The sequence below is a fragment of the candidate division WOR-3 bacterium genome, from assembly GCA_039801725.1.
Taxonomy (GTDB): Bacteria; Hydrothermota; Tepidihabitantia; order Tepidihabitantales; family DTDR01; genus DTDR01.
Genome location: JBDRVE010000042.1, coordinates 1 through 13140, shown reverse-complemented (window position 1 = coordinate 13140; position 13140 = coordinate 1). Strand labels below are relative to the sequence as shown.

The 13140-nt window shown below is 28.2% G+C and carries 34 protein-coding genes; 28 read left to right on the top strand and 6 right to left on the bottom strand.

The window, feature by feature from the left end; all coding sequences use genetic code 11:
- Positions 1–163 precede the first annotated feature (163 nt).
- The 6 genes from ABIK75_07540 to ABIK75_07515 all read right to left on the bottom strand — a co-directional run bounded on the left by ABIK75_07540 (position 164) and on the right by ABIK75_07515 (position 2490).
- Complete coding sequence (locus ABIK75_07540; GenBank protein ID MEO0090938.1) at positions 164–346, bottom strand: hypothetical protein; 183 nt, start codon at positions 344–346, stop codon at positions 164–166.
- A complete protein-coding gene (locus ABIK75_07535; GenBank protein MEO0090937.1) occupies positions 343–699 on the bottom strand; it encodes a hypothetical protein in 357 nt (118 codons plus the stop codon). Before ABIK75_07535 ends, ABIK75_07540 begins: the two co-directional genes overlap by 4 nt.
- Before the next feature lie 35 nt (positions 700–734).
- A complete protein-coding gene (locus tag ABIK75_07530) occupies positions 735–893 on the bottom strand; it encodes a hypothetical protein (protein MEO0090936.1) in 159 nt (52 codons plus the stop codon).
- Positions 894–978: 85 nt separating this feature from the next.
- On the bottom strand, positions 979–1278 hold the full coding sequence (locus ABIK75_07525; GenBank protein ID MEO0090935.1) for a hypothetical protein: 300 nt from the start codon (positions 1276–1278) through the stop codon (positions 979–981).
- Positions 1279–1532: 254 nt separating this feature from the next.
- The gene (locus tag ABIK75_07520; protein ID MEO0090934.1) at positions 1533–2342 is read right to left on the bottom strand and encodes a hypothetical protein; all 810 of its coding nucleotides are present in this window, start codon (positions 2340–2342) and stop codon (positions 1533–1535) included.
- Positions 2326–2490 carry a hypothetical protein gene (locus ABIK75_07515; GenBank protein ID MEO0090933.1) on the bottom strand — a complete coding sequence of 55 codons (165 nt, stop codon included), beginning with the start codon at positions 2488–2490 and terminating at the stop codon, positions 2326–2328. Before ABIK75_07515 ends, ABIK75_07520 begins: the two co-directional genes overlap by 17 nt.
- Positions 2491–2851: 361 nt before the next feature.
- Between ABIK75_07515 and ABIK75_07510 the strand changes: the two genes are divergently transcribed.
- The 28 genes from ABIK75_07510 to ABIK75_07375 form a co-directional block, all read left to right on the top strand.
- Positions 2852–3040, top strand: coding sequence for a hypothetical protein (locus ABIK75_07510; protein ID MEO0090932.1), 189 nt, complete (start codon positions 2852–2854; stop codon positions 3038–3040).
- Complete coding sequence (locus ABIK75_07505) at positions 3018–3179, top strand: hypothetical protein (GenBank protein MEO0090931.1); 162 nt, start codon at positions 3018–3020, stop codon at positions 3177–3179. Before ABIK75_07510 ends, ABIK75_07505 begins: the two co-directional genes overlap by 23 nt.
- Positions 3176–3508: a hypothetical protein gene (locus ABIK75_07500; protein ID MEO0090930.1), complete on the top strand. Its 333-nt coding sequence runs from the start codon at positions 3176–3178 to the stop codon at positions 3506–3508. Before ABIK75_07505 ends, ABIK75_07500 begins: the two co-directional genes overlap by 4 nt.
- A 1-nt stretch (position 3509) precedes the next feature.
- On the top strand, positions 3510–4019 hold the full coding sequence (locus ABIK75_07495; GenBank protein ID MEO0090929.1) for a hypothetical protein: 510 nt from the start codon (positions 3510–3512) through the stop codon (positions 4017–4019).
- Positions 4012–4311 carry a hypothetical protein gene (locus ABIK75_07490; GenBank protein MEO0090928.1) on the top strand — a complete coding sequence of 100 codons (300 nt, stop codon included), beginning with the start codon at positions 4012–4014 and terminating at the stop codon, positions 4309–4311. The genes ABIK75_07495 and ABIK75_07490 overlap by 8 nt, the downstream gene beginning before the upstream one ends.
- A 57-nt stretch (positions 4312–4368) precedes the next feature.
- Positions 4369–4794, top strand: a complete 426-nt coding sequence (locus ABIK75_07485) for a hypothetical protein (protein ID MEO0090927.1) — start codon at positions 4369–4371, stop codon at positions 4792–4794.
- An 87-nt stretch (positions 4795–4881) separates the two neighbouring features.
- Positions 4882–5346, top strand: coding sequence for a hypothetical protein (locus tag ABIK75_07480; protein ID MEO0090926.1), 465 nt, complete (start codon positions 4882–4884; stop codon positions 5344–5346).
- Between the two features lie 53 nt (positions 5347–5399).
- Positions 5400–5825 (top strand): hypothetical protein, encoded by a 426-nt coding sequence (locus tag ABIK75_07475; protein ID MEO0090925.1) that lies wholly within the window; start codon positions 5400–5402, stop codon positions 5823–5825.
- A gap of 1 nt (position 5826) precedes the next feature.
- Entirely contained in the window at positions 5827–6000 is a 174-nt protein-coding gene (locus ABIK75_07470; protein MEO0090924.1) for a hypothetical protein, read from the top strand.
- Between the two features lie 99 nt (positions 6001–6099).
- Entirely contained in the window at positions 6100–6558 is a 459-nt protein-coding gene (locus ABIK75_07465) for a hypothetical protein (GenBank protein MEO0090923.1), read from the top strand.
- Positions 6555–6875: a hypothetical protein gene (locus tag ABIK75_07460; GenBank protein MEO0090922.1), complete on the top strand. Its 321-nt coding sequence runs from the start codon at positions 6555–6557 to the stop codon at positions 6873–6875. Before ABIK75_07465 ends, ABIK75_07460 begins: the two co-directional genes overlap by 4 nt.
- Positions 6872–7645: a hypothetical protein gene (locus ABIK75_07455; protein MEO0090921.1), complete on the top strand. Its 774-nt coding sequence runs from the start codon at positions 6872–6874 to the stop codon at positions 7643–7645. Before ABIK75_07460 ends, ABIK75_07455 begins: the two co-directional genes overlap by 4 nt.
- Complete coding sequence (locus ABIK75_07450) at positions 7642–7926, top strand: hypothetical protein (GenBank protein MEO0090920.1); 285 nt, start codon at positions 7642–7644, stop codon at positions 7924–7926. The genes ABIK75_07455 and ABIK75_07450 overlap by 4 nt, the downstream gene beginning before the upstream one ends.
- Positions 7914–8330, top strand: a complete 417-nt coding sequence (locus tag ABIK75_07445) for a hypothetical protein (protein MEO0090919.1) — start codon at positions 7914–7916, stop codon at positions 8328–8330. Before ABIK75_07450 ends, ABIK75_07445 begins: the two co-directional genes overlap by 13 nt.
- The gene (locus ABIK75_07440; protein MEO0090918.1) at positions 8327–8512 is read left to right on the top strand and encodes a hypothetical protein; all 186 of its coding nucleotides are present in this window, start codon (positions 8327–8329) and stop codon (positions 8510–8512) included. Before ABIK75_07445 ends, ABIK75_07440 begins: the two co-directional genes overlap by 4 nt.
- Positions 8509–8898, top strand: coding sequence for a hypothetical protein (locus tag ABIK75_07435; GenBank protein ID MEO0090917.1), 390 nt, complete (start codon positions 8509–8511; stop codon positions 8896–8898). Before ABIK75_07440 ends, ABIK75_07435 begins: the two co-directional genes overlap by 4 nt.
- Positions 8895–9053, top strand: coding sequence for a hypothetical protein (locus ABIK75_07430; GenBank protein MEO0090916.1), 159 nt, complete (start codon positions 8895–8897; stop codon positions 9051–9053). Before ABIK75_07435 ends, ABIK75_07430 begins: the two co-directional genes overlap by 4 nt.
- On the top strand, positions 9031–9381 hold the full coding sequence (locus tag ABIK75_07425; protein MEO0090915.1) for a hypothetical protein: 351 nt from the start codon (positions 9031–9033) through the stop codon (positions 9379–9381). Before ABIK75_07430 ends, ABIK75_07425 begins: the two co-directional genes overlap by 23 nt.
- A gap of 30 nt (positions 9382–9411) precedes the next feature.
- Positions 9412–9831 (top strand): hypothetical protein, encoded by a 420-nt coding sequence (locus tag ABIK75_07420; protein ID MEO0090914.1) that lies wholly within the window; start codon positions 9412–9414, stop codon positions 9829–9831.
- Positions 9828–10691, top strand: a complete 864-nt coding sequence (locus tag ABIK75_07415) for a hypothetical protein (protein MEO0090913.1) — start codon at positions 9828–9830, stop codon at positions 10689–10691. Before ABIK75_07420 ends, ABIK75_07415 begins: the two co-directional genes overlap by 4 nt.
- A gap of 1 nt (position 10692) precedes the next feature.
- Positions 10693–11133 (top strand): capsid cement protein, encoded by a 441-nt coding sequence (locus ABIK75_07410; protein ID MEO0090912.1) that lies wholly within the window; start codon positions 10693–10695, stop codon positions 11131–11133.
- Between the two features lies 1 nt (position 11134).
- On the top strand, positions 11135–11329 hold the full coding sequence (locus tag ABIK75_07405) for a hypothetical protein (protein ID MEO0090911.1): 195 nt from the start codon (positions 11135–11137) through the stop codon (positions 11327–11329).
- 203 nt (positions 11330–11532) lie between these two features.
- Entirely contained in the window at positions 11533–11706 is a 174-nt protein-coding gene (locus ABIK75_07400; protein ID MEO0090910.1) for a hypothetical protein, read from the top strand.
- A gap of 157 nt (positions 11707–11863) precedes the next feature.
- Positions 11864–12145, top strand: a complete 282-nt coding sequence (locus ABIK75_07395) for a hypothetical protein (protein ID MEO0090909.1) — start codon at positions 11864–11866, stop codon at positions 12143–12145.
- A gap of 5 nt (positions 12146–12150) precedes the next feature.
- Entirely contained in the window at positions 12151–12336 is a 186-nt protein-coding gene (locus ABIK75_07390; protein MEO0090908.1) for a hypothetical protein, read from the top strand.
- A complete protein-coding gene (locus ABIK75_07385) occupies positions 12333–12521 on the top strand; it encodes a hypothetical protein (GenBank protein ID MEO0090907.1) in 189 nt (62 codons plus the stop codon). The genes ABIK75_07390 and ABIK75_07385 overlap by 4 nt, the downstream gene beginning before the upstream one ends.
- Complete coding sequence (locus ABIK75_07380; protein MEO0090906.1) at positions 12518–12937, top strand: hypothetical protein; 420 nt, start codon at positions 12518–12520, stop codon at positions 12935–12937. The genes ABIK75_07385 and ABIK75_07380 overlap by 4 nt, the downstream gene beginning before the upstream one ends.
- 1 nt (position 12938) lies before the next feature.
- The coding region (locus tag ABIK75_07375; protein ID MEO0090905.1) for a hypothetical protein at positions 12939–13140 on the top strand (202 nt) is incomplete at its 3' end.

Below are 13140 nucleotides of genomic sequence, written 5' to 3'. Positions count from 1 at the left end.
TACCCAATCTTCAACTCTAAGTTTTTTCTGTGAAAACTCTTCAGCTGCTTTTTTTAGATTTTCCATTATCGTTTTACGATATGATTCTGCTATCTTTTCTGAAATAGCTTCTTTATATTCGTCTAAAGGTTTATCTTTTTCTCTTGTGATATATATTGCCATTTTAACTTTTTTTCAATTTGTATTCTTTTGCACATTCTTTAAATCTTTCTTGGATAGTTCCTGATTTTTGCTTTATACAATCTTTCATAAATAGATTATATGCTGATGGTTTCCTTTTGTTTTTACTTTTACATATTTCCTCTATGCTTATTTCCTCTCCTGTCTCACATTCACAGATTCTCATATTCCCTCACTTTCATGCAAATAATCAAAAACTGCATCCAAGAAGTCTCTTATTATTCCATTTTCTATATTGCCAATTTTACTCTTTCCTCCCCAATAAACTTCAAGTGTTCCATCAGTGCTTAGCCAAGTTGTTGGACCACCAGAACTTAATAGTAATTTGAAATCTGTTGTTTCCCATTTTCCATCAGTGTATGATTGTATTCTTTTAACTTCTAATGCTTTATCTATCCATTCACTAATATTAAGTTCTCCTTCTTTCCATTTTTTAGCATCTTCTTCAATATTTTTACGAGTATCTTCAAATTCTTTTTCAATAAGTTCAATCTCACTTTTTTCAAATTCGTCTGTCATTATATTATTATACTTATTACTATTTAAACTTAACTTTATTCAAAAGGTTCAGGACTACTTGCTCCTAACTTAGTACATTCAATTTTATGCTCTTGCCAACTTTTCTTTATTGCTGGGGCAAAACCAATTTTCTCTTTTTCCATTATTTCCCATGCTCTACATAGAACTCTTGCTCTTATTGCTCTGAAATCCATGCAAACATCTTTTGTCAATGGGGTTTCTAAAATAGTTTTACATCTAAGTGAAAGTTCTTCTGCCATCTTATTTTGTTATTTTATTTTACTTCACTGTCTTCATCTTTTCTCTCAATGCAGACTTCATAAGATTGATTGGACATACTGGTCTCTCTTCATAACCAACACCAGCTTTATATACTCTTTTTATTGGACAAACACCTTCTTTTACAAGTTCATCATGTGCTGCTTTTGCAATCAAACCAGCTCTACCGGCTTCTGCAACAGCTTCTTTTCTTCTTGCTAATCTAGCTGATGTTTGTATGCTTCCTTTTTTCCTTATTATTAATTTTCCATCAAGACTTGGTTTTACATATACTCTTATGATATCACCTAAGGTTGCCATTTTGATTTTTAAATTAATTTAGTTATTTATGTAATACAAAAAATGTTTATATATTTTTGTATTACACTTTTTTCTTAACTTTTGATAGTTTTTTTAGTATTTTCTTAAAATCTTTGTCGTTTTTTAGTAGCATCATAACATTAATACAAAATCTAATCGTTGTGCTAGGGCTGAATCCCTCTTTTTTCATATTTTCAAGAAAAGAAAGTTCATCCTCACTTAGTCTGATTGTTTGAATTTTTTTTAATCTCATTTTACCATTTGAAAAAACTTTTTAGTTTATCAAAAACTTCAAAGTCAGCATCATTTATCTCATTTCTATTATTTAGTAGTGCATTTCCACATAATAAAGCTTTCACAAGTTTTACATTTCTTGCTAATCCTGTATATTTCAATGTTGATAGTTCTTCCGCTTTATTAACTATTTGATGTTTGTATTTTTCATCAACTTTTATTTCTCTCTCTTCAAGTTTTATTGGTTCAATGTTTATTTCTTTCAATTTGTTTTCAAGATATAGATTTTTCCATTCATTCCAATTTATCTCAAAGTTAAAAGGTATAGTCCTATCAATGAATGTTGTTGTAACAAAAGTTGCAGATTTTCTATCAAAAATTAGTTTTGGTATATTCATAATTATTGAAACTTTTGCTTTTATGTCTATATTATCTCTTGCTGTTAATATTTGTGCATGTCCATCAATTATGTTTTTTAGAAAACTTAATATTCCTGCAACCCTTCTTTTTGGTAAAGTTTTTATTATATCAACTAAATCGTTAATAGCAATACAATAAGGTTTTTCTGATAGTTTATGTGATTCCTTTGCTAAATGATACTCTGTAACAAGACCATCAAAAAGTATTACATCTTCTTTAAAGATTTTATGAATATCTTTTAATATTGATGTTTTTGCATCTCCACTTGGAGCTATTATGATGCCACTTAAACATAAATCAATATTTTTTACTTTTGTTGATGCTATACATAAACTTTCAAATAATCCACACTCACCAAACCCGTATTTTTCCTTAAATGCATTATAAATCTTCTCACTTATCCCATTCATCTCCCCAAATTTTTTTTACTCTTTCAATTATGAGCATAATTATAGCTTGATTGATAGTCATATTCAAAGGAATCGTAGCTTTGAATTTTTGCCATAATTTTTTATCAACAGTAAGTCTGAAAGAAATATTATCTTTTTTGTTTTTCATTTATTTTAATATTTTTTATATTTAAAAATATTTCTATTAATTCTATTGTAGTATCACGTATCCTGATTTGTATCAACTTATCCTGATTTGTGTTGACTTATCCTGATTGGTTACTTAAAAATATAATACATATATCTACCTGGGACTATATATGTATGATTATTTTTTGTAACTAATCAGGATAAGTCTATTTATATCATATGATATCATATTATATTGGTAGGAACTATATATGTATGATTATTTTTTGTAACTAATCAGGATAAGTCTATTTATATCATATGATATCATATTATATCACTTTGAAATAGTCAGAAAAATTTATAAACTTTAATGTCATTTTTTCTTATAAGTGCTTAAAATGGCAAAGGTCACACCTGTAACAACATTCATAGATAAAGATCTTAAAGAAGCTTTTGAATTACTTTGTAAGGAGGAAGGATGCTCTGTCTATTCAAAATTAGCTGAACTTATAGAAGAGTATGTTATGTCTAAAATAAAACAAAAAAAATTGAAAGAAGATGAAAATGGAAAAGAAGAAGATTGGTGAGATAACAAAAGAAGATATATATAACAAGCTTGATGAGCTTGAGGAAAGAATAATGGAAATTGAGAATAAGATCATAAAACAATTAGAATCTTTAGAAGAAATAAAACAAAAGTTTGATGAAGAATATATGTTAAAATGAAAGAGATAAAAATTAGTGATGAACTTATAAGTAAGTTAAAAGAAGTTACAACTATGAATAAACAGCAAATAGATGAATGTCTTAAAGATGTTAATAAATGTTTAGCAGAGATTAAGGAAAAAATTGAGAAGTTAGAAAAATCAAGTGAGAAGAAACCTGAGAATGTTGAGGAAAGAAAAGTTAGGGTAAGTGTAAAAGATTTCATAGAACATTTAAAGAGATGTCCTGATTGTCAAGAAGTTGTTAAGTCAATAATCTTTAAGGAAGAAAAGAAAGAAGAAATTCCAAAGGAAGATCATAAAGTGGAAACATATTTCAAATTGTTTTAAAATGGAAAAGAAAGAATTTGTTCCAGAAGAGGAAATAAAATTGAAAAAACCAGAAATTAATGAAAAAGATCTCGAAATTCAAAGACTAAAATCTGAAAATGAAGAACTTAAGAAACATCTTGAGGAACTTGAAGCATATATATTAGAACAAAAGAAAAAATCTCAAGTTCAAACTCAACAGCAAAATTTTTTAGATAATCCATTAGTTGGTGCAATAGCAAAAGTTTTGATTGATAAATTTACAGAACCAAAAACATCTGAAATTGATTCATTACTTTACTATCAGGAAAAAGCAAGAGCATTAAGAGAAGCAATGAGAAGTCCTATCGAGGATGAATTAATAAAAACAAGTCTAGAAATGCAAAAAGCTTTACTTGAGTCACAGAAAACAAATCTTCAATTTCAACAGATGATGATGAAAGGATTTTTAAAAAATATTGGTGTTCCATTAGAGGAAAAAAAGAAATCAATAAACATAAGAATTCCACCAGAAGCATTTGAGCATGAATAGAGATGATTTGAATAGTAAAGAATATAAAGCTGCAAGGGATGTAATAAACATATTCCTAAGTATATTTCCAGACATAAGGAAACAACTTGAGAGTTATCTCGATAAGTTTTTACAATATGCAGACAAACCGGAAATGCAACCAATTATTGATAAATATATAAAATGTGATATTTCTATACTTAAGAGAAAAGATATTGCTATGATTGTGTTGTCATTCTTTAATAATGAACAAGAAAGAATAAACAAAACTTTGTATTCTATCTATCTTTACCTTAAGAAAATATATGAATAGAAAAATTTAAATATTTAAAATAATATATATTTTAAATTAAATTTAATATAAGTCAAAATGGCAGTAGATATAGTTGGATTGGTAACAACTGTTGTTGGTGTAGGATTAGGTGTAGCTTTAATTGGTGGTATTGCCTCAAGAGTCCCTACAACATTTGGTAAATACTTAACAGCATTAGCATTATCAGTAGGTGCATTATTCTTTTCAGAAAGAATAAAAGATACAAGGATTAATCAGTTAGTTAAGGGAATTGGTATTGGTGGAATAAGCTTAATAGCTATACAGCTATTAAGAAAAACCCCATTATTATTCCCTTTTATGATGGGTCTTGTTCCACCAACTGAACTAACACCTGAAGAAGAGGAATTGCTTGGAGTTCCACCAAGAGAATTGCCAGAAGAAAGATTATTGGCTGAAGAATTAGCATCAGTTCCACCAGAGTATGTTCAAAGAGCTGAGGAGATGCCACCAATAGTGTTATAGCAGAGTTCGTGTATGGTGTAGGCCATACACATTGTGGGCCCTACTTGGGCGCAAATATAAACTAAATTAAATTTAATATAGGTCAAAATGGCATTCATATTGCGAAATTTGATAAGCTTTTTGAAAGAAGTTCAAGACGTAACTGGAAAAATACCTGGAAGATGGATTAAATTAGAACCTATTGTACATCAATTAAGAGTTGATAGCTTACCTGCAGGAGCAACAGCAACTTTACAAGTTCAAACAGTTGTTAATGAAGCATTTATATTGCCTTTCATATATGGAGGAATTAATGGAAATAGATATGGTGCATACAAAGTTGATTTAAGAGTTATTGGCCCTGATGAAAAACCAATATTGCCAGCATTTGATACATCAATATTGAGCATGGATACTGACAAACCAGTCATTACAAATCCAGTTATTGTTGTTCCAGAAGGTAAATACTACAGACTTGAACTTACAAACAATACAACAGCTGCAGTAACAAATAATGTTATACAGGTATGGGGTTTCAGAATGGAGAAAGAAGCATTTAGAGCTCCATACTAATTTCCCTTTTTTTTAATTTTAGGGAAGTAAATTAAATTAAAAGGTAGTATAAAATGGAAGTAAAATTACCTGAAATAAGAACTGTTACATATTCAGGATTGGTTAATGTAGATCCAAACATAACAACAACATTGTTTGAGAAAACTTTAGGAATTACAGAGAAATTTTTTCCAATAAGTTTAGAAATAACTGCAGAAGCTGGTATAACAATAACATTATTAAGAACAATAAAGGGTGCAGAACAAGATTTAGTAACATTCTTAAGTCAATTTTCACCAATTGATTTCAATATTCCAGACATTAACATAACAACAAAAAAACAAAATAATAAAGATATTATAGAAATTCCAAATTTAGCAGCAAAAGGATTTCCAGAAGTTGATTTTGGTCAGAAAATAATATTAAGAGCAACACATAGCTTACCAACAACAAAAACTGTTGGATATAAACTTAAAGGAGTACTCGTAATATATAGATAAAATGGCAATACAGTTCATGTTAATAAAAGATAAAGATGGAAACATCATAGAGAATCCACAGTGTGTTGCATTGAGTAATGTTTATATAATTGATGATAAAAACAGAATAATAGAAAATAAAGAATTTGTAATAAAAGAAAGAATAATAGAAAATAATAAAATTAAAATAGAATAAAAATGGAAGCAAAAGATTTAATAATTGGTATAGCTGTTGGAATATTTTTGGCAAACTTAATGACTGAACTATTTAAGTTTATGATCCCAAGAAAATAATATGAAAATAACATTGGAAAGATCAAAAGGAATTGAATTAAATAAAAATACATACATTGAACTACCAACTCCTCCAGGAATTTTTGATACATTAATGCATGTAGGGACATTAGGATTTTGTCCAAAAGTTCCAGATGGCTATGTTGAGTGTGTTAGTGCATTTGATCCAAGGAGGATATGTCCAAGAGTTAGAACATGTCCAGGAGGCTTTAGAGGCTTAATAAGTGAAAAAGAACTTTCAAAATTATATAATAAACTAAAAGAGAAAGAACTTGAAAAAATTATGTCAAAAGCTGAAGCTGAAGCATTAATAGAAACTCAAAAAGTTGCAAAGTTAAAAGAAGAAATAAAAAAAGGTAATCATATAAAAACAATAACTGACTTTATATTATCACCAGTTGGAATAGCTTTGATAGGTGGTGCTGCCCTAATATTAATATTATTATTAAAGAAAAAATGATACCGGAAGAAACTTTAATAACATTGCATGGAACTCCAACTCCCCCAGCTATTCCAATCATACCTATATTAATTGGAGTAGGAGCATTAGGAGGTTTAGGATTGGGAGCATACTTTATGAAAAAAACTGGTGAAACAATTAAGGAAGCAAGATATACAATAACACAGGCAATATTCCCATTAATTCCAGCTGGTCTTGGAGTATTTTTATTACTAACAAGAGATGAAAAGTGGGCGAAGATAATGGGAATAGGTTTGATTGCTTTAAGTTCATTAATGATGTTTTCACCATCAATAAAATATATGGTTGAAAAATGATAGCAAAAGTAAGCTATAGTAAAGAATATTTTTCAAAATTACCAGTACCAACTATAAGTCCTATAGCAAGAAAACAACTTAGAGATCTTGCATTGAGATTAGAAAGAATTAAACAAAGAGAGAAAAGAGCATATAAACTTATGCATGCATTAATAAAAGCTTCTAAAGAAAATCCAGAACTTGTTGAGAAATGGGTAAAATCAAGAGTTCCTGAAGCAAAAATATCATTAATAGCTCCAATAACTCCAACACCACCAGGTTTTGTTGATTGGGTAAAATCTAAAGTTAAGAAAGCTTATGAAAAAACAAAAAGTGCATTCTCAAAAGCAAAAAACTTTATTGTTAATTCAGCAAGAAAAGTTGTTGCATCTGCAAAGTGGTTTGCATCAAAAGCTGGAAAAGCTATAGGTTCTGTAATTAAAGGAGTTGGAAAGGCTGCATATTCATCAATTAGATGGCTTGGTGAAAAATCTAAAGCTGCAAAAAAATGGTTTGAAACTAAAATTAAATCTCTAAAAGAAAGATTAAAAAAAGCAACACCAGAAGAAAGACCATATCTAGAGCAACAAATTAAAGATTTAGAAACTGCAAATATAGCTGCTCAAGCTGAATCAGAATATCCTCAAGCAATAGCACAAGAAGCTGCATTACAAGCTGAAGAAGCAACTTCAGAACTATCATTAAAGACAGAAAAATTTAAATCATTAATACCATTAGTATTAATAGGAGCATTAGTATTAGCTTTAGGAATATATTTATATAAAAAATGAGAACCGAGAAAGCATTAAGATTAATATGTAATGAAGCTCCAAGAATTAAGTTAGCAAGAGATATACATTTACATTGGGCAAGTCATCCAGAACTATATGAAAAGTATAGAGGTTTAAGTAGTAGAGAATGGGATATAGATTGGGCATCATTCTATCAGAGACAACTTGAAGCTTGTAAGCTTGCAGGTTTTCCTGTCCCAACTCCACCATTAATAAACTTAACACCAATACTAATACTAACATTCATACTTGGTTTTACTTTAGGAAAATGGATGAAATAATAAAACTAATGAATAAGATTGATGAATTGATGAATTTGTTAGATGCATTTATATACATTTATGCAAGGAATAATCCAATAGTTCTTGATAGTAATGTTATATACAGAAAAATTATAACAATTGCTCCAAACTCAACAGAGAAAATAACATATAAAGTTCCATCAGGATATAGATTTTATTTTTACTCATGGGCAGGAAACTATGTTGAGAATTCAGAATGGAAAGAATATGTTGATGATAAACTAATTGCAATTAGGACAGCACCACCTCAAAGCTTACAAGATCATCAAAGAATATATCCATGTGTTGAAATTGTATCAGATAAAGTTGATATTGAAATAAAAAATAATGATAATGTTGATCATGATTATATAATTGAAATACGTGGTTGGTTGAGAAAATGAGAGCTGAAGATTTAATAATACCTATAGCAATAGCTGGTGCAATACTTTTACTACTAAGAAAACCAGAAAAGTCAGAAAAACAGAAAAAACAAGAAAGTGAATGCTGTTATTACAGAGGCATATCAGATGTTGAGAAATACTATTTTAAGAGAGTACCATACTATTCAAAATACTATAAATGAGAGAAAAAATATGCATAGGAGAAGTTTGCATATTTAAGGATAATGAAAAAACTTTGTTAGACATAAATATAGAATGGGCATTAGGTGATTTATTAGCAATAGAAAAGCATTTAGTTGAACTTGAAAGTGAAGACATAATGCACAGCTGGTGCATAAAAAAACACTTTACACATTTATTACATCATTCATTAGCTGAAGCAATAGAACATGCAGAAATTGTAAATAAAGAAAAAGCTGAAAAACTTAAAGAATTTAAAAAAGAAATTGAGGAAATATCAAAAAATCCAACAATTGAAAAAGTTAGAGAAGCGAGAAATAAATTAAGAATAATTATGGAAGACCCAACATATGAAAGTAAATGTCCAATCTGTAGTTTAGACAAATGATGTTTAAAGGTAAAATAATTGCAAGACAAGGAAATATGTTTAGAGTTATTTGGAATAATGGAGAAGATATTGTTTATATTGTTGATAAAAATAATATTTATGCTTATGTAAAAAAAATTAAATTTAATAAAAATGAAAAGGCCAAAACACATTGAAAATTTGTTAAGATATATAAGAGAAAGAAGAGGTAAAGTTCCAGAAGAACAATTAAGATCTGAAGTAAGAGAGAAACTACTAAGAATAAAACTAAAAAAGAAAGCTCTTGAGGAAGTTAAGAGAAATGAGAGAAGAAAAGTTGCAAAAGATTATGTATTATTGAAAAGAAAGTATGATGAATTAGTAACAAAAGTAAAAACAGCAAGAACTATTAGTGAAAAACAAAGTCTTGAGAAACAAATAGAAGATTTAAGAAAAAAGATAGAAACATTGAAAAAACTATATAGAAGTATGGTCAGTGAAGAGTTCATGATACCTGAATGGTAAAATTTATTTAGTATAAAAATATAAATTAGAATGAGAGAAATAGATTATACAGAATTAGTAGGAGCTGATATACAAATTGGTGCAGTTGAAATAAAGGATGCAAGTACTGATGCAAGAGCTAATGTAGTTGATACTATATTTGGTAAAGGTTTAGTAACAAAGACAGAGATAATTCAATCTATACCAAAAAGACCAACATTTGTTGTTATAGATGTACCACCAGGATCATGGATACTTATGGCTAATCTTCCAGATGATGTTGTTGAATGGACATTAAAACCAAGAAATCCAAATGTTGAGTATAGACTTTCATATAATCTTAATTGGCCAATATGGATAACTGTATGGAGAGGAACTGTTATAAGTTCAAACACAAATCCAGGACAAATTTATGTTTATCAAGATACTGGTTCATATCAATTATTTGAATTAGAATACTGGCAACCATGAGATGGTATAGAGTACATGATTTAAAGAATGTTATGGATGTAAATAACATTACAGGAGCTAATGGTATATTTATTAGTGATAATCAATCAATACCTGAAACTTCAGCAATAACTTTTAATACTTTAAATGATTTTACAGGATCATATACTTACCCAGATTTCTCTGATAGAGATATATTTAGTATTAAAAATATTAATGAAAATATTGTGAGAATTTCTAAAGTTAGTATTCCAAAATTTAGAGGTATTCTAATAACACCAAATGATCAAAACTATTTCTCACAACCATTAATGTTAGGAAAATATGGAACACGAACATGGGATTATGGATACATTGGTTATGATGGTACTTTTTCATGTTTTATAAGATTTGAAAAAGATAATAACTGGACTATTGATAGATTAAATATTGGTAATAAAATAATAATTGATGGAATAAATGATAGAATAAATACATTTTGTAATGTATATGTTCCATATACTCTATATGCAAACAGTATAGGTGATTCAACATCAATGGTTAATAGTATATACTCAAGATATGCTAACATTTATGATGTTGATATAACAATACTAAACACAGATGGAACATTAAAAAATCTTTGGATAATAGATAATGCAAACTTATCAAATGTTAGATCATTATATTTTGGGAGAGATGGACCAAGGATATATTACAATGTACCAAACAATATAATTATAACAGAAAATGCACCATTTAGAGTTAATTTAAATGTTCAAACTAATCAAGATTTTGAATGTTTAAACTCTGAATACGGTTTAATATTAAAAAGTCCAAATGGCAGAAGATGGCGTGTAACTATTGATGATACAGGAAATCTAATAACAAACCCATTATAAAATGCCAAGACATATTGCTGAAGATACAAATACATCAAACAATACAGGAAATATAGTTTTAGCTAGTTTAGGAAATAATGCTGGAATAGATATAGAGCTAACAAATAATACAGGAACAACATTAAATGGTGGAGAATGTGTGATTATAGATGCTAATTATAGCTGTAAATTTGCTACATCATTAGTTGAAACAAAAAGAAGAGCTGGTATTGTTGTTCAAGGTGGTGATAATGGTTCAATAGTAAGAGTAAGAATATTAGGAATTGCTGATGCTATTAGTGGAGGTATTATAAATTTTGGTGATCTTGTAAGGAGCACAGCAGATAATACTGGTAGGATTGTATCTGATAATACTCCAACAAATAATTGTATAGGTATTGCCTTAACATCCACAACAGGAGCTAATCAAATAGTTAAAATTTTAGTTGCTGGAAGAGGTTAAAATGGCAATATATACATATAGAAAAATTTATCCAATAATTCAAATTGAAGAAGACATAAAGAATATAGGAATAAATATAGATACAATAACATATAAAACTGATGAAATAACAATAATAACATTTGATGAATTAACATTTGAGGAACTTGAAAAACTTGATAAATATATGTTTGCTTTAGGTTTTGAGAGAGTATAAAAATTTAAATATTAAAAAAATATATTTAAATATGATAACAAAATTTAATTGTGATGAATGTGGAAGAGAAGACATACCAATATCAGAACTATGTACACTTCAGATAATCATAACAAAAAAAGGTGTGAATGAAGGAATAATTATAAAACAGTTATGTGAAGATTGTTATAATAATAAAAAACTAAATTTAAATATAAGTTAAAATGAAAGGTAAAAAATGGTATAAAAGTAAAACAATTTGGTTTGGTATAATAGCTTGTGTTTATGGAATAGTTAAAACATTCATAGATGGTGAATTTAGCACAGAAGAACTTGCAGCAATATGGGCAGGACTACAATCAATATTCTTAAGACTCGGAATAGGGAACATAGAATAAACAATATAGAAATAACTGTTAATAAACTTAAAGAGCACATGAATGATGTAAATGGAGATATAAAAAAAATAAAGACAGAACTAAAATACATAAAATGGTTAATAGGATATATTGCAACAATAGTAACAGCAATAATAGTTAGATTGATAATCATAAAATGACATATACATATGAAATTTATGATAGTGAATATGGTAAAGGATTTAAGATTTACCAAGATGGAAAACTAATAATAGTACAACCATTTAAGCCAAGAGTAAGTGGTTTTGTTGGAATGACAGAAGAAGAAGCAAGAGCTGAAGCAGAAGCAATGATATCAGAATTACAAAAACCAATCCCAATAATAACAACAATATATATTAAAGACTTAACAGATGCAGAAAAGCAACAAATTACAGACTTATTAACAAAACTAAATAAAGAATACACAATAATATGATAAGAATGACCCCAGAAGAATATTTTAAAGAATTTGTTAATGTAGAGAGAAAACCATATGCACCAACTCCACCAGCATCAATAATTGAAAAAGTATACTATCCAATATATAAACAAAATCTTTACATTCCATTAATAATAGCTATAATATCTCTTGCACTTGTAGCAATAATACTTGCAATAAAAAAATGATAGAAGTTGATAAAGCTGTAATGTTAGGAGATGATATAATAATAGTTTTGTGGAAAGATAACTACTTAACATTATGCACAAAAGAGAAATGTTACACAACATCAAAAGCATCTGAAGCTAATAAGAAACTTTTTTATATAGCACAAGCTTTTTATGCTGATAGAAAAGTTAAAAAGTTAAAATGATTGGTGAAGACTGGAAAGAAGAAAACATATTAGAAGTTCCAAAAAATTCAAGTTTAGTATTTATTGACTATAAAGTTCCTAATGACTATGTACTTTTCATTGATGAAATAATATTAAGAATTGATAAGTTATGTCAGGCAATACTAAATATTGATAACAACATAAGAAGACATCCAAACTTGATAAGAGATCTACCAATAAGAGTTAACCAATCAGCATATCCTCCAATTGTATGTACACAATTTGTTAAGGTTATTATTTACAATACAGACCCAACAAAAGATAGATGGAATGAAGCATATCTTGGTGGTAAGTTATACTATATAAACCAACAAACAAGAGAAGAAGTTGAAAAAGCCATACCAACTGAAGAACTTAAAGAAGAAGAATTTGAAATTGAAGAAATATTTGAATAAAATGGCAATCTCAATATATCCCGAAACTGTTCCAGTAGTAATAAAAGATCCAGTAACAGAAACATCTATAAGACTTATACCTTTTCCACCAGAGATAAGTCAGTTAAGACAATATATAAGAGAAATAGAACCAACTTATGATGAGAGTGATAATCTTGTTCTTGATTATCTTGTTGATGAAAGATATGAAAGCTTAACAGGTT

What these genes read in the sequence shown, in the direction of transcription:
- ABIK75_07540 (MEO0090938.1), bottom strand. Translation starts at nt 346, where the DNA reads ATGAGAATCTGTGAATGTGAGACAGGAGAGGAAATAAGCATAGAGGAA.
- ABIK75_07400 (MEO0090910.1), top strand. Translation starts at nt 11,533, where the DNA reads ATGAAAGGTAAAAAATGGTATAAAAGTAAAACAATTTGGTTTGGTATA.
- ABIK75_07390 (MEO0090908.1), top strand. Translation starts at nt 12,151, where the DNA reads ATGACCCCAGAAGAATATTTTAAAGAATTTGTTAATGTAGAGAGAAAA.
- ABIK75_07420 (MEO0090914.1), top strand. Translation starts at nt 9,412, where the DNA reads ATGAGAGAAATAGATTATACAGAATTAGTAGGAGCTGATATACAAATT.
- ABIK75_07475 (MEO0090925.1), top strand. Translation starts at nt 5,400, where the DNA reads ATGGAAGTAAAATTACCTGAAATAAGAACTGTTACATATTCAGGATTG.
- ABIK75_07415 (MEO0090913.1), top strand. Translation starts at nt 9,828, where the DNA reads ATGAGATGGTATAGAGTACATGATTTAAAGAATGTTATGGATGTAAAT.
- ABIK75_07425 (MEO0090915.1), top strand. Translation starts at nt 9,031, where the DNA reads ATGAAAAGGCCAAAACACATTGAAAATTTGTTAAGATATATAAGAGAA.
- ABIK75_07460 (MEO0090922.1), top strand. Translation starts at nt 6,555, where the DNA reads ATGATACCGGAAGAAACTTTAATAACATTGCATGGAACTCCAACTCCC.
- ABIK75_07440 (MEO0090918.1), top strand. Translation starts at nt 8,327, where the DNA reads ATGAGAGCTGAAGATTTAATAATACCTATAGCAATAGCTGGTGCAATA.
- ABIK75_07490 (MEO0090928.1), top strand. Translation starts at nt 4,012, where the DNA reads ATGAATAGAGATGATTTGAATAGTAAAGAATATAAAGCTGCAAGGGAT.
- ABIK75_07405 (MEO0090911.1), top strand. Translation starts at nt 11,135, where the DNA reads ATGGCAATATATACATATAGAAAAATTTATCCAATAATTCAAATTGAA.
- ABIK75_07395 (MEO0090909.1), top strand. Translation starts at nt 11,864, where the DNA reads ATGACATATACATATGAAATTTATGATAGTGAATATGGTAAAGGATTT.
- ABIK75_07465 (MEO0090923.1), top strand. Translation starts at nt 6,100, where the DNA reads ATGAAAATAACATTGGAAAGATCAAAAGGAATTGAATTAAATAAAAAT.
- ABIK75_07430 (MEO0090916.1), top strand. Translation starts at nt 8,895, where the DNA reads ATGATGTTTAAAGGTAAAATAATTGCAAGACAAGGAAATATGTTTAGA.
- ABIK75_07510 (MEO0090932.1), top strand. Translation starts at nt 2,852, where the DNA reads ATGGCAAAGGTCACACCTGTAACAACATTCATAGATAAAGATCTTAAA.
- ABIK75_07445 (MEO0090919.1), top strand. Translation starts at nt 7,914, where the DNA reads ATGGATGAAATAATAAAACTAATGAATAAGATTGATGAATTGATGAAT.
- ABIK75_07515 (MEO0090933.1), bottom strand. Translation starts at nt 2,490, where the DNA reads ATGAAAAACAAAAAAGATAATATTTCTTTCAGACTTACTGTTGATAAA.
- ABIK75_07455 (MEO0090921.1), top strand. Translation starts at nt 6,872, where the DNA reads ATGATAGCAAAAGTAAGCTATAGTAAAGAATATTTTTCAAAATTACCA.
- ABIK75_07480 (MEO0090926.1), top strand. Translation starts at nt 4,882, where the DNA reads ATGGCATTCATATTGCGAAATTTGATAAGCTTTTTGAAAGAAGTTCAA.
- ABIK75_07525 (MEO0090935.1), bottom strand. Translation starts at nt 1,278, where the DNA reads ATGGCAACCTTAGGTGATATCATAAGAGTATATGTAAAACCAAGTCTT.
- ABIK75_07505 (MEO0090931.1), top strand. Translation starts at nt 3,018, where the DNA reads ATGGAAAAGAAGAAGATTGGTGAGATAACAAAAGAAGATATATATAAC.
- ABIK75_07435 (MEO0090917.1), top strand. Translation starts at nt 8,509, where the DNA reads ATGAGAGAAAAAATATGCATAGGAGAAGTTTGCATATTTAAGGATAAT.
- ABIK75_07385 (MEO0090907.1), top strand. Translation starts at nt 12,333, where the DNA reads ATGATAGAAGTTGATAAAGCTGTAATGTTAGGAGATGATATAATAATA.
- ABIK75_07485 (MEO0090927.1), top strand. Translation starts at nt 4,369, where the DNA reads ATGGCAGTAGATATAGTTGGATTGGTAACAACTGTTGTTGGTGTAGGA.
- ABIK75_07450 (MEO0090920.1), top strand. Translation starts at nt 7,642, where the DNA reads ATGAGAACCGAGAAAGCATTAAGATTAATATGTAATGAAGCTCCAAGA.
- ABIK75_07520 (MEO0090934.1), bottom strand. Translation starts at nt 2,342, where the DNA reads ATGAATGGGATAAGTGAGAAGATTTATAATGCATTTAAGGAAAAATAC.
- ABIK75_07500 (MEO0090930.1), top strand. Translation starts at nt 3,176, where the DNA reads ATGAAAGAGATAAAAATTAGTGATGAACTTATAAGTAAGTTAAAAGAA.
- ABIK75_07380 (MEO0090906.1), top strand. Translation starts at nt 12,518, where the DNA reads ATGATTGGTGAAGACTGGAAAGAAGAAAACATATTAGAAGTTCCAAAA.
- ABIK75_07495 (MEO0090929.1), top strand. Translation starts at nt 3,510, where the DNA reads ATGGAAAAGAAAGAATTTGTTCCAGAAGAGGAAATAAAATTGAAAAAA.
- ABIK75_07410 (MEO0090912.1), top strand. Translation starts at nt 10,693, where the DNA reads ATGCCAAGACATATTGCTGAAGATACAAATACATCAAACAATACAGGA.
- ABIK75_07530 (MEO0090936.1), bottom strand. Translation starts at nt 893, where the DNA reads ATGGATTTCAGAGCAATAAGAGCAAGAGTTCTATGTAGAGCATGGGAA.
- ABIK75_07470 (MEO0090924.1), top strand. Translation starts at nt 5,827, where the DNA reads ATGGCAATACAGTTCATGTTAATAAAAGATAAAGATGGAAACATCATA.
- ABIK75_07535 (MEO0090937.1), bottom strand. Translation starts at nt 699, where the DNA reads ATGACAGACGAATTTGAAAAAAGTGAGATTGAACTTATTGAAAAAGAA.